The 25,602-nt window shown below is 70.8% G+C and carries 21 protein-coding genes and 2 pseudogenes; 14 read left to right on the top strand and 9 right to left on the bottom strand.

Annotation, left to right across the window (positions count from 1 at the left end; genetic code table 11):
• Positions 1–25: 25 nt before the first annotated feature.
• Complete coding sequence (locus ABTY61_RS23520; RefSeq protein ID WP_350507014.1) at positions 26–835, bottom strand: YhjD/YihY/BrkB family envelope integrity protein; 810 nt, start codon at positions 833–835, stop codon at positions 26–28.
• Positions 836–1,144: 309 nt separating this feature from the next.
• Between ABTY61_RS23520 and ABTY61_RS23515 the strand changes: the two genes are divergently transcribed.
• The 5 genes from ABTY61_RS23515 (at position 1,145) to ABTY61_RS23495 (ending at position 9,274) form a co-directional block, all read left to right on the top strand.
• Entirely contained in the window at positions 1,145–3,085 is a 1,941-nt protein-coding gene (locus ABTY61_RS23515) for a glycoside hydrolase family 5 protein (protein WP_502895414.1), read from the top strand.
• Positions 3,086–3,242: 157 nt separating this feature from the next.
• Complete coding sequence (locus tag ABTY61_RS23510) at positions 3,243–3,779, top strand: signal peptide protein (RefSeq protein ID WP_350507012.1); 537 nt, start codon at positions 3,243–3,245, stop codon at positions 3,777–3,779.
• Positions 3,780–4,111: 332 nt separating this feature from the next.
• Positions 4,112–5,527, top strand: coding sequence for a family 2B encapsulin nanocompartment shell protein (locus ABTY61_RS23505; protein ID WP_350507011.1), 1,416 nt, complete (start codon positions 4,112–4,114; stop codon positions 5,525–5,527).
• Between the two features lie 94 nt (positions 5,528–5,621).
• Positions 5,622–7,040 (top strand): SufS family cysteine desulfurase, encoded by a 1,419-nt coding sequence (locus ABTY61_RS23500; protein WP_502895410.1) that lies wholly within the window; start codon positions 5,622–5,624, stop codon positions 7,038–7,040.
• Between the two features lie 407 nt (positions 7,041–7,447).
• The gene (locus tag ABTY61_RS23495) at positions 7,448–9,274 is read left to right on the top strand and encodes an alkaline phosphatase family protein (RefSeq protein ID WP_350507009.1); all 1,827 of its coding nucleotides are present in this window, start codon (positions 7,448–7,450) and stop codon (positions 9,272–9,274) included.
• A gap of 126 nt (positions 9,275–9,400) precedes the next feature.
• Here the strand turns inward: ABTY61_RS23495 and ABTY61_RS23490 are convergent, their stop codons facing one another.
• Positions 9,401–9,655, bottom strand: coding sequence for a MafI family immunity protein (locus ABTY61_RS23490; protein WP_350507008.1), 255 nt, complete (start codon positions 9,653–9,655; stop codon positions 9,401–9,403).
• 95 nt (positions 9,656–9,750) lie between these two features.
• On the opposite strand from ABTY61_RS23490, the gene ABTY61_RS23485 reads away from it, so the two are divergent.
• Positions 9,751–10,716, top strand: coding sequence for a TAXI family TRAP transporter solute-binding subunit (locus ABTY61_RS23485; RefSeq protein ID WP_350507007.1), 966 nt, complete (start codon positions 9,751–9,753; stop codon positions 10,714–10,716).
• 176 nt (positions 10,717–10,892) lie between these two features.
• Here ABTY61_RS23485 and ABTY61_RS23480 read toward each other — a convergent pair whose 3' ends face one another.
• The 6 genes from ABTY61_RS23480 to ABTY61_RS23455 all read right to left on the bottom strand — a co-directional run bounded on the left by ABTY61_RS23480 (position 10,893) and on the right by ABTY61_RS23455 (position 15,224).
• Positions 10,893–11,450, bottom strand: coding sequence for a hypothetical protein (locus tag ABTY61_RS23480; protein WP_350507006.1), 558 nt, complete (start codon positions 11,448–11,450; stop codon positions 10,893–10,895).
• 955 nt (positions 11,451–12,405) lie between these two features.
• The gene (locus tag ABTY61_RS23475; protein ID WP_350507005.1) at positions 12,406–13,356 is read right to left on the bottom strand and encodes a transcriptional regulator; all 951 of its coding nucleotides are present in this window, start codon (positions 13,354–13,356) and stop codon (positions 12,406–12,408) included.
• A gap of 217 nt (positions 13,357–13,573) precedes the next feature.
• Positions 13,574–13,954 carry a hypothetical protein gene (locus ABTY61_RS23470; RefSeq protein WP_350507004.1) on the bottom strand — a complete coding sequence of 127 codons (381 nt, stop codon included), beginning with the start codon at positions 13,952–13,954 and terminating at the stop codon, positions 13,574–13,576.
• Position 13,955: 1 nt separating this feature from the next.
• Positions 13,956–14,387 (bottom strand): hypothetical protein, encoded by a 432-nt coding sequence (locus tag ABTY61_RS23465; protein ID WP_350507003.1) that lies wholly within the window; start codon positions 14,385–14,387, stop codon positions 13,956–13,958.
• A 166-nt stretch (positions 14,388–14,553) separates the two neighbouring features.
• On the bottom strand, positions 14,554–14,805 hold the full coding sequence (locus tag ABTY61_RS23460; RefSeq protein WP_350507002.1) for a DUF7848 domain-containing protein: 252 nt from the start codon (positions 14,803–14,805) through the stop codon (positions 14,554–14,556).
• Complete coding sequence (locus ABTY61_RS23455) at positions 14,805–15,224, bottom strand: hypothetical protein (RefSeq protein ID WP_350507001.1); 420 nt, start codon at positions 15,222–15,224, stop codon at positions 14,805–14,807. The genes ABTY61_RS23460 and ABTY61_RS23455 overlap by 1 nt, the downstream gene beginning before the upstream one ends.
• 190 nt (positions 15,225–15,414) lie before the next feature.
• On the opposite strand from ABTY61_RS23455, the gene ABTY61_RS23450 reads away from it, so the two are divergent.
• Complete coding sequence (locus ABTY61_RS23450) at positions 15,415–16,617, top strand: helix-turn-helix domain-containing protein (protein ID WP_502895408.1); 1,203 nt, start codon at positions 15,415–15,417, stop codon at positions 16,615–16,617.
• A gap of 515 nt (positions 16,618–17,132) precedes the next feature.
• Here ABTY61_RS23450 and ABTY61_RS23445 read toward each other — a convergent pair.
• On the bottom strand, positions 17,133–17,513 hold the full coding sequence (locus ABTY61_RS23445) for a winged helix-turn-helix domain-containing protein (RefSeq protein WP_350506999.1): 381 nt from the start codon (positions 17,511–17,513) through the stop codon (positions 17,133–17,135).
• Between the two features lie 570 nt (positions 17,514–18,083).
• Between ABTY61_RS23445 and ABTY61_RS23440 the strand changes: the two are divergent.
• The 7 genes and pseudogenes from ABTY61_RS23440 (at position 18,084) to ABTY61_RS23410 (ending at position 25,544) form a co-directional block, all read left to right on the top strand.
• Positions 18,084–19,527 (top strand): annotated as a pseudogene (locus ABTY61_RS23440) (replication initiator).
• A pseudogene (locus ABTY61_RS23435) lies at positions 19,524–19,703 on the top strand (helix-turn-helix domain-containing protein); the annotation flags it as partial. The pseudogenes ABTY61_RS23440 and ABTY61_RS23435, both read left to right, overlap by 4 nt.
• Before the next feature lie 65 nt (positions 19,704–19,768).
• Complete coding sequence (locus ABTY61_RS23430) at positions 19,769–21,286, top strand: site-specific integrase (protein WP_350507052.1); 1,518 nt, start codon at positions 19,769–19,771, stop codon at positions 21,284–21,286.
• A gap of 83 nt (positions 21,287–21,369) precedes the next feature.
• A complete protein-coding gene (locus ABTY61_RS23425; protein ID WP_350506998.1) occupies positions 21,370–21,666 on the top strand; it encodes a hypothetical protein in 297 nt (98 codons plus the stop codon).
• Between the two features lie 100 nt (positions 21,667–21,766).
• Positions 21,767–23,005 carry a hypothetical protein gene (locus ABTY61_RS23420; RefSeq protein WP_350506997.1) on the top strand — a complete coding sequence of 413 codons (1,239 nt, stop codon included), beginning with the start codon at positions 21,767–21,769 and terminating at the stop codon, positions 23,003–23,005.
• On the top strand, positions 23,002–25,143 hold the full coding sequence (locus tag ABTY61_RS23415) for an integrase (RefSeq protein ID WP_350506996.1): 2,142 nt from the start codon (positions 23,002–23,004) through the stop codon (positions 25,141–25,143). The genes ABTY61_RS23420 and ABTY61_RS23415 overlap by 4 nt, the downstream gene beginning before the upstream one ends.
• Positions 25,140–25,544 (top strand): hypothetical protein, encoded by a 405-nt coding sequence (locus ABTY61_RS23410; RefSeq protein WP_350506995.1) that lies wholly within the window; start codon positions 25,140–25,142, stop codon positions 25,542–25,544. The genes ABTY61_RS23415 and ABTY61_RS23410 overlap by 4 nt, the downstream gene beginning before the upstream one ends.
• Positions 25,545–25,602: the final 58 nt, after the last annotated feature.

Raw genomic sequence — 25,602 nt, 5'->3', positions numbered from 1 at the left:
GGATGCGGCCCCGGCCCGACCGGTACTACGGCCCACGGCGGGCCCGGACCACGCCGCGCCCGGCCAGCGCGCCGCCGTAGACGGTGTAGCCGACGCCGATGAGCCAGGACTGGACGACCAGCACTGTGCCGACCGTCCCGTACGAGACCGCGTTGGACACCAGCAGGGGCGAGAAGACCAGCCGGGAGAAGAGACGCAGGCCCGCCAGCGCCGCAACGGTCGCGACCGCGCCCGGAAGCAGGTCCCGGCGTGGGACGCGCCCGGCGAGAAGCAGGTGCTGGAGCCACCAGAACAGCAGGACGCCGCCGATGGTCGTCGCGGCGATGCGGGCGGTGGGCTGGAGGGTCGAGTGGCGCCACGGCGTGCCGCTCCATGCCGCCAGCACGATGTAGCCGATCAGCCCGGCCAGGCCGAGGGTCTGGCGCCAGACCGCGTGCCACGGGCCGCGGTCGAGCTGCCAGATGCGCTCGTAGACGCCCTGGACGGCGGCCATCAGGGAGACCCCGAAGACGGCCAGCGCGGCCAGGCCGAAACCGGTGGTGGTGCTGAGCACCTGGCCGCGGGAGACGAAGAGCCCGGTGACGGCGCTGATGCCCTTCCCGGTGAGGCCCAGGCCGTCGGTGATCCACTCGGCGATCCCGCTGCCGTGCGAGGGAAAGGCGGCCGCGATGACGATCAGCAGCGGGACGAGCGTCACGAAGAACAGCGCGGCGAACGCCATCGACCGTTGGAGGAGTTCGATGGTCCGGCCCTGTTCCCACACGTCGTGGGCCACCGCCCGCAGGACCTGCCACCAGGTACGGGCGGGCGGTGCGGCCCGGTTCCGGCGGGACACGTCACCTCCGGGGGGCGCCGCGCGGCGCCGGTCGGTCCACGGTCACGGGATCGTCGCCGTGCTCGGCGCCCGTCAGCTGGTGCATCCCGTCAGGATGCCACCCGGCGGAGCACATTCGGCGCTCCCGTCACGGCCCGGTCGGGCCTGGCCGTCACGGGGACCACGCACGGTCGCCGGTTGCCTTTCACCACCGGCGAGCGGCCGTGCGATCCCCACGGGCAACCGGTCCACGGTCTCGTCCTGAACAGGTGTTCTGACGTACCGTCGACAAGCCCTGCCCCGGCCACCCCGCCCTGGAGACATCCCGTGATTCCCATCCGCCCGGCCCGCCGAGCCGTGCTCGCCGTGGCGGCCCTGCTGGCCGCCCTCGTGAGCGCCGTCCCCTCACCCGCCCAAGCCGCCCCGAGCACCCCGACCGCCGCGCCCGTCCTGACCGTCCTGACCGGCGCCCAGCTCGCCGCCTCCTGGACCGGCCCGCTGAGCACCCGGGGGCGGTACGTGGTCGACGCCGACGGCGACCGGTTCAAGCTCAAGGCAGGCAACTGGGCCGGTGCCCAGGGCACTTGGGAGGGCAGTGGCTCGACCACCGACCCGGCCCACAACCAGGCCGGCCAGGTCTCGTACAACATCCCGCTCGGCCTGGACCGGGCGCCGCTCGGCCAGATCCTGACGGGCCTCCACGGGCTGGGCCTGAACGCCGTCCGGCTGCCGTTCGCCAACGCGCTGATCCACGACGCCGGCACCGTCCCGGACGCCGCCGTCGCCGCCAATCCGCAGCTCAGGGGCAAGACCCCGCTCCAGGTCTACGACGCCGTCGTGGCCGCGCTGACCGCCGACGGGTTCGCCGTCATCCTCAACAACCACACCACCGGCTACCGCTTCTGCTGCGGCCTGGACGGCAACGAGCGCTGGAACAGCGGCCAGAGCACCCAGCAGTGGGAGGACGACTGGGTGTTCATGGCGAACCGCTACAAGTCCGACAAGCGGGTCGTCGGCGCGGACCTGCGCAACGAGGTGCGCCGCGACACCTGGGACGACCCCAACTGGGGCCTGGGCGACGCCCACGACGAGTACGCCGCCTTCGAGGAGGCCGGCAACCGGATCCTCCGGGCCGACCCCGACCTGCTGGTCATCATGGAGGGGATCAACTGGTACGGCATCCCCGCCGCCGGCTTCTCCCACGGCCGGCCGATGCTCACCCCGGTGGCGACCCTGTCCAACACCCTGATCCGGTCCGACAAGCTGGTCTACGCCGCGCACTTCTACGCCTACACCGGCCCGGCCAACACCGGCGCGGGCAGCGGTCCGGGCTCGACCTCCGACCCGCGCTACGAGGACTTCACCCCCGAGCAGCTCGCCCGAGTGGTGAACCAGGAGGCCCTGTTCGTCACCCAGGACGGCCAGCACTTCACCGCCCCGGTCTGGGTCAGCGAGTTCGGCGCCGCCGGCCGCGGCTCGACCGACGCCAAGGAGCAGGCCTGGTTCGACCGCTTCACCGACGTCCTGGCCGCGAACGACACCGACTTCGCCGTCTGGCCGCTGGTCGGCTGGCAGCACGACGGCGTCCCGAACGACAACTGGGCGCTGCTCTCCTACGACACCGCCGGCCGGCAGCTCGGCCTGAACGACCCCGGCGACTGGCGCGCCGCCGACTGGACCAAGCTGGTGAACGCCCCGTCGTACGCCGGACAGGTCGCACCGCTCGCCCGCTGGAACATGCTCGACCTCGACCACAGCGACCAGAACGCCTCCGCCCGGATGCTGGGCCTGCCCGACTGGAGCCCCGGCAACCGCAAGGGCGACTGCCCGGACGGCCAGCGCCTGGCCGGCCTCGGCCGCGGCAGCAGCCGGGGCCTGTGCACCGACACCGGGCAACCCGCCCTCGGCGCCGGCGACTGGGTGACCGTCACCGACCAGCGCTACGTCACCGGCGGCGACTGGGCCGCCGGCTACGACAAGCTCCAGTGCCCGGACGACACCTTCGCCGTGGGCTACGGCGTCCACGACAACGCGATGTCCGCACTGCTCTGCGCCCCGGCCGCCGCCGCGCTGCCCGCCACCGGCCGCACGGTCTGGTTCGACCACGGCGACAACCGGCCCGCGAACGGCGGCTCGGTCGCCAGTGACTGGGCGCCCGGCTCCTACAAGGGCCAGTGCGCCGACGGCGAGTACGTCGCCGGGGTCGCCGACACCTGGCGGTGGCTCCAGTACGGAGCCCCGGACGCGCTGCTCTGCCGCCCGCTGGGCTGACCCGCGGGAGCCGACCCGTGCCCGGCGGATGCGCCATCCGCCGGGCACGTGCAAGGTGGTGGAGTACGAACCGCCCGGCCGGCGACCGTCCGTGGCCCCGCGGACACCGTCCGCCGGGCGACCGGCCCCCAGCCGCCCCTCGACCGAAGGAGGCGCCATGCCGACCAGGACGATCCCCCGTCGGGCTCTGGTGCTGACCGCCGCCGCCCTCGCGGTCCTGCCCGCCGCGGCGCTCACGGCGCCCGCGCGGGCGGCCACCGCGCCCCCGGCCGCTGCGGCCGCCACGGCCGGCGCCACCGCTGCCGCCGGGTCCGGTCCGGCCGCCGCCGCGCCGGTGCGCTTCGTGGGGCTGCCCGACTCCGCGCTGCCGACCGACCGGGCACCGCACCGGATCACCTTCAGTTACCGCAACGACACCCCGACGGATCAGACCGTCGCCCCGCAGATCCTGGTCGAGTCGCCCCAGCGGGGCCCGTTCCTCAGCACCTCCGACGTCCGACTGGAGCTGCGGGGGACGGACGGCCGCTGGCACACCGTGCCGCTGGCCAGCCAGACCGGCACGCTGTACACCGCGCTGATCCCGGCGAAGATCGTCCTGCACTCCGGCCATACCCTCACCGAGAGCTACCGGCTCACCGTTCTGCACGGGTCGGCCCGCGGGACGGTCGAGCCCCGGATCGCGGTCTACGCCTGAGCCGAGGCCCCGCACGGCGGCGGCAGGCGTTGCCTCCGCACGGCGCACGGCGCTGCCCCCGGCCGGTCCTGCCGGGGTGCCCCCGCCGTGCGCCCCAACCCGCCCCCCGTGCTTCCAAGCCGTACTTGGGGAAGCATCGGCATCCGTTATAGCAAACTCACCCGATCGAGTGAGTTTGGCGGCCTTTATTCGCCCATTCGCGCAGCGGCTTGTCCGCTATCCGGCGCATTCAAACGTGCCCACGTCAATCGGTCCCAGCGGCAAGAATCGGCGAGGCGGTCCGACACCCCGTCGGATCCCGTCTCCCACACCTGCCGCAGAGGGGACCAGCCGTGACCACCCAGGCCGTTCCGCAGAACCAGCCCAGCCAGCAGAGCCTCAGTACCTCCGCCGCCCGCAACCTCGCCACCACCACCAAGACCGTCCCGCAGATGCTCGGGATCACCCCGCGCTACCTGCTGCGGGTACTGCCCTGGGTGGACCTGGAGGCGGGCGTCTTCCGGGTCAACCGCCGCCGGGGCTTCATCCTCGGCGACGGCCTGGTCAGCACCTACGTCGACGGCTCCGGCGCGACCCGGGTCATCGCCGAGGACCTGCGCGAACTGGCCTTCCTCAGCCAGGTCGACAGCCCGGTGCTCACCGCGCTCGCGGCCGGGTTCACCGAGCGCGAGGTCGCGCCCGGCGAGCTGATCGTCGACGCCGACGGTCCGGCGGAGCAGCTGCACATACTCGCCTCCGGCCGGGCCGAGAAGCGCGCCGACGGCGCCTACGGCCAGGACGCCCTGCTGGCCGTGCTCGGCGACGGCGACTTCTTCGACGCCTCCGCCTGGGCCGCCGGCTCCGCCATGCCGTACCGGGTGAAGGCCGTCAGCACCTGTACCGTGCTCACCCTGGACCGCCGGCTGCTCACCGAACTCGCCGACCGGGAGCCCTCGTTGCGCGCCCAGCTGGACGAGTTCGCGACCGCCCAGGCCCCGGCCGACGCCGAGCACCCGATCGCCCTCAGCTCCGGCCACTCCGGCGAGCCGTACCTCCCGGAGACCTTCGTCGACTACGACGAGGCCCCGCGCGAGTACGAGCTGAGCATCGCCCAGACCGTGCTCAAGGTGCACACCCGGGTCGCCGACATCTACAACTCCGACATGGACCAGGTCCAGGCCCAACTCCGGCTGACCGTCGAGGCGTTGCGCGAGCGCCAGGAGTGGGAGATGCTCAACCACCCCGAGTACGGCCTGCTCAACAACGTGGTGCCGACCCAGCGGGTGCGCACCCGCGGCGGCGCGCCCACCCCGGACGACCTGGACGAACTGCTCGCCCGGGTCTGGAAGCAGCCCGCGTTCTTCCTGGCCCACCCGCGGGCGATCGCCGCGTTCGGCCGCGAGTGCACCCGGCGCGGCGTGCCGCCGCAGATCGTCGAGCTGTTCGGCAGCCCGTTCCTGACCTGGCGCGGCGTGCCGCTGCTGCCCTCCGACAAGCTGGACCTCAAGGGCTCGGCGAACTCGGCGCCCGGCACCACCAACATCCTGCTGATGCGCGTCGGCGAGGAGCGCCAGGGCGTGGTGGGCCTGCGGCCGGCCAAGGTCCCGGACGAGGTCGAGCCCGGCCTCGCGGTGCGCGCGATGGGCGTCGACCGGCAGGCCATCACCTCCTACCTGGTGACCAGTTACTTCTCGACCGCCGCGCTCGTGGACGACGCCGTCGCCGTGCTGCAGAACGTCGAGGTGTCCAACTACCATGACTACTCCTGACGGATTCGGGCGCGGCACCGGCGTCAACGGGGCACCGGGCGCGTCGGGCGCACCGGGCGCACCGGGCGCACCAGGCGCCCCCGGAGCAACGGGAGTGACCGGAGCTACCAGCGCCCCGGGTGCCACGGGAGCACCGACAGCGCCCGGCGGTCTCACCGCCTCCCCCGCCGCCCCGACCGCCGCGCCCCCGTTCCCGCTCCCCGAGGCCCTCGCCCACGCCGCCGGCGGCCCCCGGTACTGGCTGCCCACCCGGGCCGACCGGACGCCACCGGCCGCCGCACCCGCGGCCGGCTTCGACGTCGAGGCCGTCCGCCGCGACTTCCCCCAGCTGCACCGCGAGGTCAACGGCCGTCCGCTGGTCTGGCTGGACAACGGCGCCACCACCCTCAAGCCCCGCCAGGTGGTCGAGGCCGTGGGCGAGCACTACTCGGCGGGCACCTCCAACGTCCACCGCGGAGCGCACACCCTCGCCAAACAGGCCACCCAGATCTACGAGGAGGGCCGCGCCGAGGCCGCCAAGCTGCTCGGCGCCCCCGACCCGGACGAGATCGTCTTCGTCCGCGGCACCACCGAGGCCGTCAACCTGGTGGCCCAGACCTGGGGCCGGGCCAACCTCGGCGTCGGCGACGAGATCCTGGTCTCCGCCGCCGAGCACCACTCCAACCTGGTGCCCTGGCAGCTGATCGCCAAGGAGCGCCGGGCCCGGGTCGTCCCGATCCCGCTGCTCCCGGACGGGCAGTTGGACCAGGACGCCTACCGGGACCTGCTCGGCTTCCGGACCAAGCTGGTGGCCCTCACCCACGCCTCCAACGTGCTGGGGACGGTGCCGCCGGTGGCCGAGATGACGGCGCTCGCCCACCGGTACGGCGCCAGGGTGCTGGTCGACGGCGCCCAGGCGGTGGCCCACTTCCCGGTGGACGTCACCGCCCTGGACGCCGACTTCTACGCCTTCTCGGGGCACAAGATCTTCGCCCCGACCGGGATCGGCGCGCTCTACGGCAAGCGGGAGCTGCTGGAGTCCATGCCGCCGTGGCAGGGCGGCGGCAACATGATCGACTCGGTGAGCTTCGAGGAGACCAGCTACGCCCCCGTCCCGCACCGCCTGGAGGCCGGCACCGGCCACATCGGCGGGGTCGCCGGGCTGCGGGCCGCCCTGCGGTACGTCTCCGGGCTGGACCGCGCGGCCGCCACCGCGCACGAGGAACACCTCACCGCGTACGCCACCGCGGCCCTGCGGACGGTGCCCGGGCTGCGGCTGATCGGCGAGGCCCCGGGCAAGATCGGGGTGCTCACCTTCCTGCTCGCCGGGACGGACCCGATCGCCCTCGCCGGGGCGCTCGACCAGCAGGGCATCGCGATCCGGGCCGGTCACCACTGCGCCCAACCCGCCCTCGCCGCCTACGGATTGCAGACCGCGGCCCGGGCCTCGCTGGCCCTGTACAACACCGTGCAGGATGTCGACTCCCTGGTGTCCGCGCTCCAGGGCGTCCAGGCGGAGTCCACCGCCGCCTGACCGGCGCCGGGGGCGGGCACCCCGACCACTCCCGCCCCCGGCCTCATCCCCCGGCCCCGTCCCCGCTCGCGCAGCGGGGACGGGGCCGGGGACGTTCCGTGAGATCGGCCACGGTTTCGCGCCGGGGCCGGTCGGCGGCCCGGCCGGGATGGAAGCGACATTTCTGGCCGGAAACCATCGAAAGACGTCCCGTATTCGTCGGATTCGGGGGGCATTCAACGGACTTGTCTTCCCGCTGGCAGCCCTGGCGAAGAGTTCCATACCTCGGCGATTTACCGCGTGTTCACATGGACCCGTCAACCGTGTTCACCGCTACGCTCTAGCGTCTAGCCGCCGCGCCCGCTCGTGCTACGCGCGTCACGGCCCCAACTTCTGACACACATGACGATGACGTCGAGGATCCGACCATGCACGCAGTTCCCTCCCGCAAGAGGTGGCTCCGCCACGGCGCCGGCCTGATCGGCGCGGTCTCGCTGGCCGCCTTCGGCGGTGCGCCCGCGGCCTTCGCCGCCGACGGCCCGCAGACCGCCACCCCGATCAAGCACCTGGTGGTGATATTCCAGGAGAACGTCTCCTTCGACCACTACTTCGGCACCTACCCGAACGCGGCCAACACCGCCGAGGACAAGGTGAAGTTCACCGCCAAGCCCGACACCCCCAAGGTGGACGGCCTGAGCGACGACCTGCTGCACAAGAACCCGAACCGGAACAACCCGGTGCGGCTGACCCCGTCCCAGGCGGTCACCTGCGACCAGGACCACACCTACAAGGACGAGCAGCTCGCCTTCGACGGCGGCAAGATGGACAAGTTCGTCGAGCACACCGACATCGAGAGCTGCAAGGCCCCGATGTACACCGCGCCCGGCCTGGTGATGGACTACTACGACGGCAACACCGTCACGGGCTACTGGAACTACGCCCAGCACTTCGCGATGAGCGACAACTCCTTCGGTACCAACTACGGGCCCTCCACCCCCGGTGCGATCAACCTGGTCTCCGGCAACACCCACGGCGGCTACCCGGTCGACCCGAAGACCGGCCAGCAGACCACCGACGCCTACGTGGTGGCCTCCCCGGACGCCAAGGGCATCGGCACCGTCATCAACGACCCCGACCCGGGCCTCGACGAGTGCTCCAACCCCAAGCACAACCAGCTGGTGATGACCGGCAAGAACATCGGCGACCTGCTCAACGACAAGGGCGTCAGCTGGGGCTGGTTCCAGGGCGGCTTCAAGCCGACCGGCACCAAGGACGGCAAGGCCGCCTGCGACTCCGCGCACAACAACATCGTGGGCGCCTCGCAGACCGACTACAACCCGCACCACGAGCCCTTCCAGTACTACAAGTCCACGGCGAACCCGAAGCACCTGGCTCCCAAGGACGTCGCGGAGATCGGCCACGCCGGCCAGGCCAACCACCAGTACGACCTGACCGACTTCGACGCCGCGCTCCAGGGCGGCAACCTGCCGGCCGTCAGCTACCTCAAGGCCGCCAACTACCAGGACGGCCACGCCGGCTACTCCGACCCGCTGGACGAGCAGCACTTCGTCGTCGACACCGTCAACAAGCTGCAGAAGTCCAAGGACTGGGCCTCCACCGCCGTCGTCATCGCCTACGACGACTCGGACGGCTGGTACGACCACAAGTTCGCCGAGCCGGTCAACGGTTCGCGCGACGCCGCCAACGACAGCCTGAGCGGTGCCGGCCAGTGCGGCAAGGACGCCGGCTGGGGCGGCTACGCCGACCGCTGCGGCTTCGGCCCGCGCCTGCCGCTGCTGGTCGTCTCGCCGTACGCCAAGGCGAACTTCGTCGACCACACCCAGACCGACCAGACCTCCCTCCTGCGCTTCGTCGAGGACAACTGGAAGACCGGCCGGATCGGCGACTCCTCCTTCGACGAGCACGCCGGCTCCATCGAGGGCATGTTCGACTTCAAGAACCCGCAGTCGGCCACCCTGATCCTGGACCCGACCACCGGCGCCCCGGTCGGCGGCGACACCCCGAGCGGCCAGCCCACCGGCGGCTCGTCCGCCACCACCCCGGCCGGCTCGGCGACCTCGACCGACGGCTCCACCGCCGTCGCCGGGGCCACCAGCACCGCCTCCGGCCCGCCGCTGGCCGAGACCGGCGCCGACTCCAACACCGGGCCGATCGCGGCCTCGGCCGTCGCCCTGCTGGCGGTCGGCGGCGGCGCGGTCTTCCTCGCCCGCCGCAAGCGCGGCCGCCGCGCCTGACGCACGGCCCGCACCCCGCAACACCCCCGGCACCGCCGGGTCCTGCAGTCCGGGACCCGGCGGTGTCCGCGTTCACCGCCCTCTCCGGCGCTCCACGACCGCGGTCGGCGGCCGACGGCTGAGGCCCTACCCCTCGATCCGCAGTTCATCGACCTGCTCGATCCGGTTCGCCGACAGCCCGAGGGCCTCACCGAGCTCGTGGATCAGCTCGATCTCCGCCGGGGTGAGCGGCTCCTCCTCATCGGAAAGCACGTCACAGAGGCTCTGCAGCCCGATCTCGGCCTCGTCCACCCGAACGTAGGTGAGCAGGTCCTCCACCACGGGAGCGGGAACGTGCTCGGCAAGCATGTCGGCCAACTCACGCAGCCTGTCATTGATCATCACCATGCTCCAGGGTACGGGCCCGCTGACACGACCTGCCCAGCCGACCGGTCGCACCACCACGCCCGGGTGCGGATCGGACTACCCTTCCGGCCATGACCGCCTTGGCCGCCACCGCCCCGCGCCGCCGCACCCTCCTGGGCGCGGCCCTCGCGGCGGCCCTCCCCGCGGGCTGCGCCACCGGCTGCTCCGCCGAGGAGGCTCCGGCGCGCTCGCTGCGGCTGGCCACCGGGCCCGAGGGCGGACCGTACAACGCCTTCGGGCGCTCCTTCACCGAGGCCGTGAACGCGAGCGGGCACCTCACCCTCACCCCGGTGAGCAGCGCGGCGAGCGTCGACAACCTCCAGCAGCTCGCCGACGGCTCGGTGGACCTGGCGCTGACCACCGCCGACGTCGCCGAGGACGCCGTCCTGGGTCGCGGCTCCTTCGACCGTCCGCTCGGCCTGACGGCGCTGGCCCGGGTGTACGTCAACTACCTGCACCTGCTGGCCCCCGCCGACGGGCCGGTCCGCGACCTGGCCGACCTGGCGGGCCGCCGGGTGGCGACCGGCGCGGTGGGCTCCGGCAACCAGGTGACGGCCGGGCGGCTGCTGCGCCGGGCGGGGGTCGGCGTACGACAGCAGTCCCTCGGGCTGGCCGAGTCGCTGGCCGCACTGCGCGACGGCGCGCTGGACGCGGTGTTCTGGTCCGGCGGCGTACCGACCCCCGCGGTCGCCGCGCTCGCCCACGAACTGCCGCTGCGCTTCGTGCCCTTGGACACCGTCGCCGCTCAACTGCGCGAGCACTACGGCCCGGTGTACACGGCCGTCACCCTGCCCCCCGGCGCCTACGGCCTGGCCGACCCCGTCCCCACCCTCGGCGTCGGCAACTACCTCACCGCCCGCCCGGGCGTCCCCGAGGACGCCGTCCGGCAGCTGCTCGGCATCCTCTTCGACCAATGGGCCTCCCTGCTGCGCTCGGTGACGGCCGGCGCCCGACTCGAACCCCGCTTCGCCGTCTCCACCGGCGCCGTCCCCCTGCACCCGGGAGCCGCGGCCTACTACCGCTCGGTGTACGGGTAGCAGCACTTGGTCAGGCCCGAGCGCCCGGTGACCGCTCGCCACCTTCAAATCCATGTCGGCACCTGAACCACGGAACTACTATCGCATTAATCCAATGGAGTAGCTCTTGTTTTTTGTCAATTCTTGATCTGGCACAGTCGGGACTATTGTCAAAATGGCCATAATGACCATCCGGGTCAATCTGCCAGATGTGAGACTTGCCGCACCTGCTCCGCAGTCAGGTGCCGCACATCCCAAATCAGTGCGGCAGTGTCGACAACTTCCTCGGGACGCCTGGGACTGGCCGAAATTTGTGGCATGCCCACCAAAGAAGCCAGAACAGCGACTGGAACACCAAGAACGGCCGCAAACCCGCCGAGAACCTCAGGGTCAAGCTCCTTGACGCCACGCCCTATCGCCCCAATAGTTGCAGCCGATAGGTAGACATCAGACATCAGATACATCACCTTGGCCGCCGAAGACCATCCCAGATTGCGGAGGGCAAGCATCCGCACAAAAAGCGACCCGAAACCTGGAGGGTACTGCTCAAATGGGAGCGTCTTCCTAGGAGGGAAAGTATTCGGCCCCTCGGCCAGAGATCGGGCGAATTCACGCAGTCGCCGACGGCTGGACGCGGGCAAGGTGAGTGCGCGCTGCACCAGCGCAGGGAGCGCACGACTGGCTGCCTCGTCAAAGTGCAACGCATCGTCCGGAAGGGCCAGGCCCGCAATGAGGAAGAGGTCATGGCTCTGCATGCCGACCTGCCCCGCCAGTCGACTGAGAAGCTCCTCGCGAGGGGGTTCTCCAATGTGATTTGGAGACGGCCCATCACTGGCACGTCCGATGTCGAATTCAGGACCTTCCTCCTGGAACCGAGCGAGACGCGTAAGGAGTACGTCGGGGCCGGGGTATGTCAGAAATTCCATCGTTACCACCACATGGGGATAAGTAGTCCTACGAAGTTTCAATCCCAATGGGGGCAGCCTCTACGGGACTGCCCCCACGAATGTTCGCTAGTTCAGCGGCCTGGTGGGCCCAGAATAGTAGTTCCAGACGTCGTCTGCGAAGTCCCACCCGTGCCCCTGGAAGGCTCTACGGGTGACGTCAAGCAACGGCGTGTGCCCTGGGGTATCCCTCGGGCGGTAGTGTCCGGAGAAATTTCGGACTTCGCTGATCACGCCATCTCCATCGACCTCGAACGTACCTGCCATGAGCACTCCTTGGCGATCACCCAGGGAAGTGTGCCCCGCATCCGGATTGAGATCCCACATCGAATAGTCTTCCATTGCGCGCAAGGATCCGTCCTGGCGAACAATGTAGTGGCATGAACCCTCGTCCAGCTGGGCTCCAGCCGGAATCCCTGCATCCGCCGGAAGAGGCCCCTGTTCGTTATGGTCGACGCCCTCACGGAACGGCTCCCAGACTTTGTCTCCACCACAGGTGTTATGAACAAGGACCGGCGTGGTCCCCGCCAGCACATAGTACGTGTGCTACGCGACCCCTCTCCACCTGCTTTTTCGCAGGTCAACGGTGCTTTGACGGTCCGTCGGTGCCCGTGGATGTGCGCCGAAGTCCGTGGCCGTTGCCGTCGCCACTGCCGTCAGAGGTGTAGACCATCCGTGCTGTCGGCGGCGGCCGTGATCCTACTGCCAAGCTCCGGGCTCGGCGCGGACGACGGTGCGCATGGTCTGCTTGTACGTAGCCGGCCATCTAGCGCATGTCGCTGGTCAGCGTGCGCTTGCGCTTGCTCAGGATCTCCTGCATGGTCTCGGCCGCCGAGTTCTGGTGTCCGAGCCACTCGGGGGCGGCTTCACGAGCGCGGGTCAGCTCGTCCATGGCAGCCGACAGGTCTCCGGTCCGCGTGTGGGCGCGCGCCATGTCCAGGGTGAAGCGGTTCCCGTCGTTCGTGCTGGGCCTGCCCAGTCGCTTCCACGCCGCCGGCGACAGCTCGACCTCTTCGCTCGCCTTGCGCACCACCGCGCGGGCGTCCCCGACGACCATGGAGTCTTCGAGTGCCTTGATGGCGGCGGTCACCGGTCCGAAGACGGACCAGTGCCGGGAGACGTTGCGGTGCGCGGTGCCGACGGCGGTTGCCGCCACCCGCGCCGCCCTGCGGTACTCCTTGGCCTCGTCCGGGCGGTTGTTGCGTGCCGCCGCGGCTGCGGCCTCCATGGCCAGCCCTCCCCACACCGCGTAGTGGTCCGGCTCGGCGCCGGTGATCTTCGGCTCCACCACGTCCATGCTCTGGGCGGCGATCCGCTCCGCCTCCTCCAGCCGGCCCTGTCGCACCAGCAGCCAGCACATGCAGCCGACTCCGGAACCGGCCGCGAGCAGGTCTCCAGCCTCCCGTGCGTCCGCGATCGCGCCGCGCAGGGCCGTGTAGGCGATGTCGTACTGCCTCACCTGCGTGAGATAGGTGCCGGCCAGGCGCAACGCCTCGGCGCGGGCGAGCAGGGCCTGCCGCTGCTCTTCGCCGCTGTCGTAGTGCGCGACGGCCCGCGCCGCGTCCCGCAACAGGCCGGGCAGTTGGGCGGCGACGCTCTTGTAGCTGTCGGCGAAGTACAGCACCCTCGCGTCTCGAACCGTTCGCGCGTAGGCGCGCAGGTTCGGTTCCTCGCCCACGGCTTCGGCGTCCTGGTCCACGAGATGAGCCTTCGCCAAGTACCTTTCCGCGCCATTCAGTTCGGCGGCAATCTCGTTGGAAGCAACCTCAACGCCCCTGGCGGCCGCGCTGCAGGGTTCGATGGCGGCGAGGGCCCGCCGCGTTGTGCAGCCCCCGTCCGCTGACGTTGCCGTCAACTACTATCGTCAGACACTCCTGGGCCCCACCGAAACCAGGTCCCGGTGGGGCTCTGTGAGGCTTCCCCTCCCCGAGGTGTTACTCGGGACCGGCGATGGGGTCACCTTCGGGGGATGAGCCAAACCCTAGGCACCCGACCACTTTGAGCGGTTGTGGATCGAGGTAGAGGGGAAATAGATATCCGGCCCGTTCACGATCGTCCACATAGGCCACAAGAAGTCCCTGATCGCCCTTTTCGGCAAGCCTCGCAAGGCATTCAGCAACCCCGACAATCGGCTTACCACGCCGCTCAAGGCTTCTCACCCTCCCACGAAGAATGCCCCGAAGTCTTGAGGCCGGAAGGGGTGTGAGCCAGATCTCGAAAGGAGCTCCAGAGATCAGTGCATTCTTGGCCTGGATGCCGGCCTCGGACTCGGAATCGAATGCGGCGATGAGCTCACTCGCGGAAACGCCGTTCATCTCATTGCTTCCTCACGGGCGACCACGTCTCCCCAAAGTCGAAGCTTATATCGTCAGCCATGATTTCATTAGCAATTAAATGTTCGTCTTCGAAGAACCTTTCATATTGAGTCCCATGGATCTGAGTTATTCTCGACGGATCAATGCTTTCCACCCTAACGCGCAACATCACACCTTCCCCAATATAATTGTCCCCCAGATTTTCGGCAAAGAACTGGGCGGTTTCGGGGTCGTCCGACCATGAGGTGTAGATGCTGTCGGTGAGATTTCCACCTGTGTGATCATCGATGCTCGCGTGGGTTCCGCGGGGCGACGCACGGCCTTCCGCGGCAGAAGCATATTCATGATGCCCCTTAGCGACCCCACGGTACAGATAGCCATCGTTGATGTCGCAAATATTATGGGCCAGGATCGGCGTGGTCCCCGCCAGCACATAGTACGTGTGCTACGCGACCCCTCTCTACTTGCTTTTTTGCAGGTCAGCGGCCGTTTTACGGTCCGTCGGCGTCCGTGGATGTGCGCCGAAGTCCGTGGCTGTTGCCGTCGCTACTGCCGTCAGAGGTGTAGACCAGTTGTGCTGTCGTCGGCCGCGCGTGATCCTACTGCCAAGCTCCGGGCTCGGCGCGGACGATGGTGCGCGTGGTTTGCTCGTACGACTGGTGACCGGTCTGCGCGCAGTGTCCGGCAATCCAGCGCGTCAGCTCCTCGGGGGTGTGCAGTTCGCCGGACGCGGCAGCGCAGTCCTGTTCTTCGCCGGTGACGCATAGGGCTTCGAAGGTCGGCAGAGCCAAGGGGTCGGTCGCGGTGGTCACGTGGTAGCTGCGGAAGCGGTAGCGGGTGGTCTTGCCCATCAGCTTTCCCCGTCCTGCTCCTGCGGCGCCGGGATGCGCTGCCCGCGTGAGTCCGCGACCCTGAGCGCATCCGACAGGGCCTCGGTCAGCCGGCAGGCCAGCCACCGATACTCGACGCTCGACGGCACCCGCTCTCCCGGGTCCAAGACGCTCCGGGCGTACTCCAACAGTTCCTCGCCCATGCTGAGTTGCATCGTCTCGATGCCGTCGGCGAGCGTCGAGAGGTAGCCCTGGCCGTTGGTGCTCAGGTAGCAGAGGCGGCCGTCCGAGGCGGTCCACGGAAGCAGCCGCAATCCGTCAATCGTGCGCGCTGCGTGACTGCCGTTCCGTTCCATCGGCGCCTGCTCGTGGTCGGTCTTGCGATGGCTGTCCTGCATCGCCCGCACATCGGCCAGCCGGGACCGGTCGCGGCTGCGCACGGCTGCACGCGCCCGCCTGCGGAGCCTGACGCACTCCGCGCATGCGGAGCCGGGGCGCTCCCGCCGCTGTGTCGCCTCCTGGGCCATGCTGTTTTCCCTTCCTTGGCCAGATCTCTTGATCAGGATCCCGTTGGCGTGAACCTTGCGGAGTAGCCAGCGTGTCTGCCCCTGTGTCTGCCAAGCTGACTTGGTGCGGGAGACGGTCGGGGAACTGGTCAGGCGACTGCGTTTGGCGCGCGGTTGGAGTCAGCGGCGGCTCGCCGAGGCGCTGGCCGATGCTGCCCCCAGGCGCGTCCCGCCGACGCGAAACGACGTGTCCCGATGGGAGATCGGCACTCGCTCCCCCCGGGAGTGGCTGCCCTTCCTCGCGCGAGTGTTGGAGGTTCCCCGCGAACTGCTGGAGGCTGCGAAGGCTGTCCAGTTCCCGGAGTCCGTGCCGCGTGCGCTGACCGTCGCTGACTTCCTCCCCGAGAGTGACCCGCTGGCCCCGCTGGATGCCCGATCCGGTCGGCGGATCGGTGCCGGGCAGGTTACCGACCTGGTCCACCGGGTGCACGGCCTGCGGTTGGCCGACGACGTGGTGTACGGGAAGGACCTGATCGCCCCGGCCCTGCGGGAACTGCGGGCGGCGGTCACGCTCTACCGTGAGGGCACCCACACCGACCAGGTGGGGCGCGAACTGCTAAGGGTGATTGGCGAGTTGGCGCAGATCGCCGGTTGGGTCGCCTCCGACGCGGGCGAGCACGCCGAGGCGGAGCGGATCTACCGGCTCGGGATCAGTGCCGCCCGTGCCGCCGGGGACGGGGTGCTGTCGGGGAACGTGGCGGGCTCGCTGGCCTACCAGTGGAGCAACACCGGACGCCCCCGCGACGCCGTCGACCTGGCTACCGCCGCAGTGGCAGAGGCCGGTCCCGATGCTCCGGCGAAGGCCCGCGCGCTGTACCTGGACCGGGTGGCCTGGGCGCACACCCGCGCCGGCCAGGACCGCCCGGCCATGACTGCCCTCGGGGAGGCGGGCGAGGCCCTGGCCGAGGACTCGGCCGGCACCGAGTCACCGTCGTACCTGTACTGGATGGACGCCGGGGAACTCCAGGTCATGGAGGCCCGCGTCTACACCGAGCTGCACCGGCCGCTTCGCGCCGTACCGCTGCTGACGGACGTCCTGGGCCGTTACGACGCCAGTCATGCGAGGGAGTTGGCGCTGTACCTGTCCTGGCTGGCCGTAGCCTACGCCGACGCGAACGAGCCCGAGGCCGCAGCCGGGACCGCTGGCCGGATGCTCGCCCTGGGGCAGAGCGGCAGCGAACGCACCACCGAGCGCGCACGGATCGTCCTGGACCGGCTGCGGGCGTTCCGGGACGTTCCCGTGGTCGCCGAGCTGCTGGCGTCCTGATCGCCCCGGGCGGGCGGGGGAGTTCGGACTGCTGCTTGCGGGCGACTCGGCGCTCGGCAGGCTTGCGCACGGTCTGCGGGTCGGCGAAGAGCCTGCGCTGCGGAGCCGGGGCGGCGTCGGACACCGCCCCCGGCGGGGCCCCGGTGGAAACGGAGGGTCGGACCCCTGGCCGACCCCGTGCCCGCGATCCGACCGTAGGACGGTCGCAGGCGACAACTTGCTCCGCAAGGCGCAAGGAGTCCTTACCCCACAACTTGCTCCGACCCTGGGCGGTGCTGGGGTAAGCAGCGCTTACCCCACAACTTGCTCCCATCGGGCACGAGTCGAAGCCCGCCCCGACCCGGCTGCTCTCTGACCGCCCCCGCACCGACCTCAGGGGCTGGTCCGGTCTGGGTCGGTCGGCGACGTCGGGCCACCTCCAGCGGGCAGGACCCGCCTTGAACCTCGTAGAGAAAATCTGGACGCACAGCTCCAGCCCCGGGTCTCCAGCCCCTGGCCGTCCAGGGGTCGACGGGTCAGCGGCCTCGCTCGGTGCTGCCCGCTTCAAGGGCTTCGACGCGGGCACGCAGGGCGGTGAGCTGATCAAGCGTCTCGGCCAGTGCCAGCTCCAGTGCCTCGACGCGGGCCGCCGTCCCGCCGACGGGCGTGTTCCCCGCCTCCCCGTCACCTGAGTCGCCGTCGGCGTCGGGGTGGGCGACGAAGGCTCCCTTGCCGGGCCGGGAGATCGCGTAGCCGTCCTGCTTCAGCAGGGCCATGGCCTTCTGCACGGACAGGCTGGAGGCCCCGAACTCCGCCATCAACACGGCCTGCGTCGGCAGCGCGTCCCCCGGCTTCAGCCCACCGGAGCGGATTCGCTCCCGCAGCGCGCCGGCGATGACCTCGAACGTCAGCAGCACCGTGCCGCCCGCCGGTCTACGCCCCCGCCGCCCCACCGTCACCGCAGGCCACCCCGCCTTCTCTGCGCCACTACCACCGAAACCCGGCCCGTCCAAACCGGAAAACCAGGCCACAGTACCCGCATCCCAACCGCCCACCGAAACAGATGAGGAGGGATGCACTTGAATGCGCCGTTGAAGCGATGCTACCTTCACGCACCGCCGGTGATCACCACTGCTGACCAGGTCAGACGCCCCCGGCCCACCACCCACGCGCACCGGTCCCTCGCTCGCCGACCACCCGGGTCGCCCCTCAATCACCTCTCCTCTTCTCTCACCCCCTGCCGGAGGTCTGTCCCCATGCCCGCACAGCTCCAACTCCCCTCCCCCGCAACCGCCTCCGCTCCGGCTAACGGGGCGTCCGCCGCACCTGCGCTCGCCAGGAGCGCCGACACGTCCGCGAACAGGGACTCGGCGCTGGAACGCCGGGGTCGCCTGACGGCCCGGTTGGCCAAGCTCGCCGCCGCCGGTTACCTCGCGCCCCTGGCCCGGCAAGTCGGCTCGCTGGGCGGCTGCACCCGCCCGATCCGCATGACAGGGCACCGCACCCACCTCGATGCTGCCACCGGGCAGATCCTCGACCACCTCAACAGCCGCCATCTGCCCGCCGGCGAACTCCTGGTGCGCTGCGGCAACCGCCGCACCACCCGCTGCCCGGCCTGCTCGAACGTCTACCGCTACGACACCTACCAGCTCATCGCCCGGACTTCGCGGCGGCAAGACCGTCCCCACCAGCGTCTCCACCCACCCCCGCGTCTTCGCCACCCTCACCGCCCCCGGCTTCGGCCCCGTCCACAACCAGCCCGGTGCCGCCCCCTGCACCTGCGGCACCCAGCACCCCGACGGCGACCCGCTCCTCGGCACCCCGCTGAACCCGCAGCGGTACGACTACACCGGCGCGGTGCTGTGGAACGCCCACGCGCCCGCTCTGTGGGCCCGCTTCACCACCCACCTGCGCCGCGAGATCGCCAACGCCGCCGGACTCACCCAGCGCACCCTGCGCCACCACGCGACCCTGTCGTATGCCAAAGTCGCCGAGTACCAGAAGCGCGGCCAGATCCACTTCCACACCGTCATCCGCATCGACGGACCCACCGGCCCCGCAAGCGCCCCGCCTGCCTGGGCCACCACCGCGCTCCTCGACCACGCCGTCCGCGCCGCCGCGAAGCGGGCCCGCGTCCGGCACCGGCACCGCTCCGCGTCCGGGGAGACCGTCGGGATGCAGCCGTCGGAGTTCACGGTGTTCCAGTTCGGGCGGCAGATCGACGTCCGTGCGATCCGCAGTACCGACTTCACCGGCGACGCCCCCGTCACTGACCGCCACGTCGCCGCCTACATCGCCAAGTACGCCACCAAGGGAGCCGAGACCACCACCGGCACTCTCGACCGCCGACTGCGCTTCCTGGCCGAACTCGCTCAGCACGACCTCACCGACCACGCCCGCCGCATGATCCACACCGCCTGGCACCTCGGAGCTCAGCCCCAGCACACCCACCTCCGCCTGCGCCAGTGGGCCCACATGCTCGGCTTCCGAGGCCACTTCTCCACCCGCACCCGCCACTACTCCACCACCCTCACCCACCTCCGCGCCGAACGCACCACCTGGCGCACCCGCCAAGACGACGCCCAGGAGCGGGCTGGCGAGGGGCGGTCGGTCACTGACCAGCAGAGTGACCGCAGTGACCGCGCTGACCTGACCGCCGGTCACACCGACCCCGACTCCGGTCACCGCGCCGGTCAGCGCACAAAGAGCGCGCGGCGCATCGGCACGGACACGACCCTGGTGATTTCGCACTGGCAGTACACCGGAAGCGGCCTCCTGCCCGAACTCGCCCACCTCGCCGACCTCCTGGCCGCTGAACCGAAGCCCCGACCCGAGCAAGCAGCCCGCCCCCGGCAGGCGCAACGCCCCGGTGACCGGACCGGCCACTCCGCCGACCCGCTGACCGCCGCCCTGGCGGAGGTGACCGAGTGACCGCCGACGCCGAGCTCCTGACCGTCCCCGAGGTCATGGCGCGCCTGAAGATCAGCCGCTCCACCGTCTACGACCTCATCCGCACCCGACAGCTCGCCTCCATCACCATCGGCCGCGCCCGCCGCATCCCCACTCACGCCCTGTACACCCTCGTCCACCACCAACTCGAACAGTCCCGCTTCCCTGATGATTGGCCGTGTTCAGGCCGTAGCAGGGAGTGCTGGTGCGCGAGTGGCTGCTTGTGTGGGTACCGGATCAGGAACATTGGAGACCACTTCCTGGAGAGGGTGTGCTGGGGATTGGCGACCTACCGAGGGCGGTCGCCGGCATCGGGCTCAGACCGGGTGATCCGGTCTTCGTCTCGCCTGAGTTCCGGGTCGACTCGAAGTTGCTCGACTTCGTGCGGTCGAGGGAGTTCCGCCGGTTGGAGAGGGAGTCGAGGCGGAACTACGCGACGGACATCCGGCTACTCCTGAACTTCCTCTCGTCGCGCGGGGCGCGATGGTGGGAGGCATCCGAGCAGGACCTTGCGGACTTCCGGGACTGGCGGTGCAGGTCTCCGCTCAACCCTCGACGGGTGGGCGGAGCGAAGTGGAACCGCGAAGCGGCGGCATTCACCCTGCTGTTCAAGTGGGCGAAGGTGGTCCCGCTGCCGGTGGACGTAGGTCGGCGCGAGGACCGGGCGGCGGATGCGGTGAGCACGCGGGTGTCGTGGCTGACACCGCGGACCTGGGGCTTGTGGACGAACATCGGTCTGCGCGGTCAGCTGCGCGACGGCCGGATCGCGCCCGGCTGGTACTCCCGGACGGAGATGCGGAACACCGCGTTCGTGCAGTTGCTGCTGAGCTCGGGTCTGCGCCGCCAGGAGGGCGGCGCGCTGCTGACCCTCGAGCTGCCCACCCGGCAGTTGCAGTACGGGCGGTACTGCCATGGCCAAGTCGCCGACGCCTTGACCCGGTCCAAGCGCGGCCGAACGTTCTACGCGACCAGCGATTCGGTAGGCCAGGTCGAGAGCTACGTGCGGTCGGAGCGGGCCTGGGCTGTGGCGCGTGCGCAGGTGAGTGGCCGCTACGAGCGGTTGCCGTTGCGGATGGTCACGCAGGTGACGAGCGGTCGGGAGCCGGTGGTCCACTGGATCGACCGGGACGGCATCAGTGGGCGGCAGAGGCTGGCGGGCCTGGGATGGCGGGAGCGGCGGTGGCTGTTCCTGGAGGGTCCGCAAGGCCCGGAGCCGGCCTGGCTGTGGTTGACCGAGCAGGGTCTGCCGATGCTGCCGGACCGGTGGGAGGCGGTGTTCCGGTGCGCGAATCTTCGTTGCGAACAGGTGCTGCTGAGCTCGGGTGAGCGGCGCCTGGGCCGGGACTTTCGGCTGGCGGAGGTGCGGGGCAAGGCTCCTTTCGCAACGCCGCATGCCGCCAGGCATTCGTTCGCTCTGTACATGCTGATCGTCCTCAACCAGCTGATGGAGGCGCGGTTCGGGCTCACCGCCGCCGATCGGCGGGACTTCGCGCTGCTCTTCGGGGACCCGTGGTTCTTGGTGATGACGTTGCTTGGTCACGCGGACGTGGAGACCACCCGGCGCCACTACCTCAGCCCCGTGTCGCACCTGCGCCTGGAGTCGATCCTCGCCGCCGTCGACGATGGTCCGGTGGGCCCGGCGGAGAACCTCGACGGGGTCTTCGCCCGCCTGGCGCGGGAGACGGCCGGGATCCAGGACGTCGAGGTCCTGCTGGACGCGATCCCGGTGGCCGGCTCGTGAGCGGGCGCGGGCACCGCGCGGTCCCCGCTCCTGCGGGCCACCGCAGCGCACCGACGCTGGGCGGCGACGGCCTTACGGTGACGGTGGTCAACATCGAGGGTCACCCGAAGGAGTTCGACTTCCGGGCGCTCGCGCTGCCCGAGGCGATGGCGCGCTCGCTCGCCCGGGCGTTCGCGGCCCAGTCTCGCGGCTGGACCGGCCATTCCAGCGCTCAGGCCTACTGGGGCCACCTCACCTTGTTCGCCCAGTTCCTCAACGGCCTGGACCAGGTCCCCGACGATCTGGACGGCTTGACCGCGGCCACCCTGAAGCGCTGGCGAGCGCGGCACGGCGGCCGGGGCCCGAACCCTGACCGCGGTACGCGCGCTGCTGCGGCGTGACGGCCGGGTCACCGCGGGCCCGGCCGGCGAGGAACTGGCGCGCCGGATCCTCCTGCCGGCGTCGGGCGGGCAGGCATACGGACAGGCGGAGCACGAGCGAGTGATCCTGGCCGCCCAGCGGCAGTTCCGGGCGGCGTGGATGCGCATCCGCGACAACACCCGCCTTCTGGAGCTTTGGCGGACCGACGCCCTGGAGGACGGCAGCCGCCAGTGGCGGATCGGACAGATCCTCGACCACCTGGCGCGCACCGGGGAGGTGCAGCGACCGGCGGCGGGCGGAGGCCGGAACAACGAGGCTGTCGGTCTCCTGCTCGGCGGGACCGAGGTGGAGCAGTGGGGTCGGCTGTTCCTTACCCGCCTGGAACTGGCGTCCCTGGCCGTGCTGCTGACGGACCGCTTCGGGTGGAATCTATCGGTCTACAACCGGATGCCGGCCCCGTCGTCGGCGGTATCGGCGGGCGAAAGCCGCACGGTCACGTACCAGGTCAGCATCGAGAAGCGCCGGGCGGGCGCGGGGCGCTGGTTCTCCTCGGAGAACATCACCGACTCCGGGGCCCAGTCGCCGGGCCGGCTGATCACCCAGGCGCTGGAGGCCACCCTGCACGGCCGCACGCTGGCCGCTGACCTGGTGCCGGGCACCGACCTCCTGATGGTGGCCCGCTCCGCGGGCCGCCTGCGCGACCATCGGGAGCTGGACCGGCCCCGCCCGGTGGGCCGGTTGTCGCTCGGGCTCTCCCACAGCGACGTGAAGCGGTGGGCCGCAAGCCATGGCCTGAACGGATCCCCGTTCCAGCGGGTGCGGCGCGGCACCGTGGTCCGCGAAGGCCGGCCCCTGCAGCACAGCCGGGGCACCCACGAGAGCATCTACGTCCTCCCGGACGCCCAGGTCCAGCACGCCTCGCGGAAGGTCTTCGAAGACGGCGCCCTGGATGCCCTCGATCGGGCCCGATCCGTCGTCTTCGCCGGACGCCTCGCCGAGGTTCCCGATCCTGACGGGCAGGAGACCGCGACCGCGGACTGCATGGACGCCTCGACCAGCCCGTGGCCGGATGCGGACGGCGGCTGCGCGGCGGACTTCCTGCTCTGCCTCGCGTGCCCGAACGCCCACGTCCATCCCGGTCACCATCCCCGCCTGGCCCTCCTGCACGAACGCTTGGAGGGCCTTCGCGGCGCCGTGCCCGACGAGACCTGGACCGGCCGCTGGGCCGAGCACCTGCTGCGCTTGGAGAACCTGCGGGAGCGGATCGGCCCCGCCGCCTGGGGCGCCGCGCGAACCCGGGCCGGCGACCGGGACCGGATCATCGCCAACCTGCTCCTGAAAGGAGACCTTGCCCCATGAGCACCGAGTGCGCCGCCGAGCCCGACCCGTACATGCTCCCCACGCCGGATCCTGACAGCCCCGTCGTGCTGGAGCAGTGGATCAGCCCCGGCAACCCGCACCCCAATACCCGCTACCAGGAGCTCTGCTGGTCACTGGGGCCGCTCATCGACAACCCCAGCAGCTGCGTGCGGACGATCAACTGGCGAGGCTGTCCGCCGGAGTTCCGTGAGCAGCTGAAGATCCTGGCCTGGACCATGATCAACGGTCGGCGGCGGCCCACCTTCCTGCAGACCCGAGGGGCCGCCACACGCTCGCGCAGCGCGCCCTCCGAGATGCAGGACACCGTCAGGGAGTGGCTGCACCTGGCCCGGTGGCTGCGCGAGCGCGGCATCACGGACCTGGCGGCCGGCACGGCGCCTGCGCACCTGACCGCGTACCTCGCCCAGCGCTGGGACGGGATCGGGGGCCGGGCCGGCGAGATCCTCCACCGGTTCACGGATCTGTGGGTGTTCGACCAGCTCACCGCCTGTCCCTGCGGGGTACCGAGGCCACCCTGGGTGGACGAAGGCATCGCCGGCTACCTGCCCGCGGCACGGGGCGGTGGCCGGGAGAACACGACCGAGCCGTTGGACCCCCAAGTCCTCGGCCCCCTCCTGATCTGGGCAACCCGGTTCGTGGAGGATCTCGCCGACGACATCCTGGCCTCCTGGGCCGAGCGGCAGCGCCTGACCCGTCTGGCCGCCGACCGGCCGGCGACGCCCGCCGGGAAGGCGGCGCTGGAGGCCTACCTGGTGCCGCTCATCGAGAGCGGTGCCCCGCTGCCGTCCGCGGTCTGCGGCGGCGCCACGCGCCCGGCACGCGCGTACATCGCCGCCATCACGGGAGCCAGCGCCGGGCAGCTCGGCCACTTCGCTCGGACTCACCAGCTGAGCGCCCTGACGGTCGAGCGGCCGGGCCCGTGCCCGCTGACACTGCCGGTCACCGGCCTGATCGCCGACAGGCCCTGGCGCGAGCACTTGGACTTCGCCGAGGCCCCGACCTTGATGCGTCACCTCGGTACCGCCGCGGTGATCATCTGCCTGTACCTGACGGGCATGCGACCCCAAGAGGTGCAGGGCCTGCGCTCAGGCTGCTGCCCGGATCCCGAGGCCGGCCCCGATGGCATCCGGGGGCGTTACCTGATCCACAGCCGGTACTACAAGGACGCCAAGGACTCCGACGGCAACTACCTGTCCGCCGGCCAGGAACGGGAGGTGCCCTGGACCGCGATCGCCCCGGTCGTTCGAGCCATCCGCGTTCTGGAGCGCATCGTCCCCGACGGTGAACTACTGCTGAGTGCCGCCCACCACGATGTCACCTGGCAGCACGGCCACCACGGGGCACTCAAGCGGGAGGGCCTCGCCGTGCGGATCAACGACTTCGTCGCGTGGGCGAACCGGGAGGCCATCGCACAGCACCTGCCCGAGCAGACCATCCCGGACGACCCGCACGGCGCAATCGGGCTGCGGCGCTTTCGCCGCACCCTCGCCTGGCACATCGCCCGCCGCCCCGGCGGCCTGATCGCCCTGGCCATCCAGTACGGCCACATGCGCACCGTCCTGGACGCCCGGGTCTCGACGGGCTACGGCACACGCAGCCGCCGCGGAATCCACGGCGAACTCGACGTCGAGACCGCGCTCGCGGCGGCCGACACCGCTGCCCGGTTGAACGACCGCATCGCGGCTGGGGAGAGGATCTCGGGCCCCGCCGCCCGACGGGCCTTGGCCGGCGCGGCTACCGTCCCTCGCTTCGAGGGCCGGCTCGTCACCAACGCCTTCGTCAAGAAGGCCGCTGCCTTCCTCGCCCGCGACGGCCTGGTGCTGTTCGACAACCCCGACGCCCACCTCATCTGTGTCTTCCAGCGGGACACCGCCCTGTGCGCCCCGGCCCCGGACGCGAGCGCGCCCAACCAGCACGACTGCCGCCCCGGCTGCGGCAACGCCGTGCGTACCGACACCCACGCCCTCGATCTGCGGACACGCGCCAGCGAGCTCGACACCCTGGCAGCTGCGGCCCCCGAGCCGGTCGGCCAGCGGCTCAAGCGCAACGCGGAACGTCTGCGCGAGGTCGCCGACACCCACGACGCCACTGCCCACGGAGCCGAGGCCCTGGCATGAACGAGCAGCGCCAGGACGAACGCGCCCGCATCCGCGAGGCCATCGACCGGCTCCTGACCGGCCAGGCCACCGTCTCCAACGGGAGCCTGACCGTCACCGCCTTGGCCGCCGAGGCCGACGTCCACCGCATGGCCCTGTTCAAGCGGCACGCGGATCTGAAGAACGAGTTCTACGACCGCGTCCGCACCGAGACGACGCAGGTCCCGGCGACCGAGACGCGCCTGCGGAAGAGCGTCGCCAAGCTCAGGGAACAGGTTCGCGACCTGACGGCGGAGAACACTGCCTTGAAGACCCAGGTCACCCACCTCGCCCTGGCCGGCGCCGTCTTTGCCGACCGGTTGCGCGAGGCCGAGGAACTGGCGCGGCTGCCCGACAACGTCGTACGTCTCCCGAAGCCCTGAGCACCCGGTGTGAACCGATCCGGCCTGTTCTTGGCAGCGGGCTGCTGTCGGGAACAGG

Origin of the sequence: Kitasatospora sp. NPDC096128 (genome assembly GCF_040303105.1) — a bacterium.
Lineage (GTDB): Bacteria > Actinomycetota > Actinomycetes > Streptomycetales > Streptomycetaceae > Kitasatospora.
The sequence above is the reverse complement of the archived record's forward strand: the minus strand, read 5'-3'. Positions and strand labels throughout refer to the sequence as shown.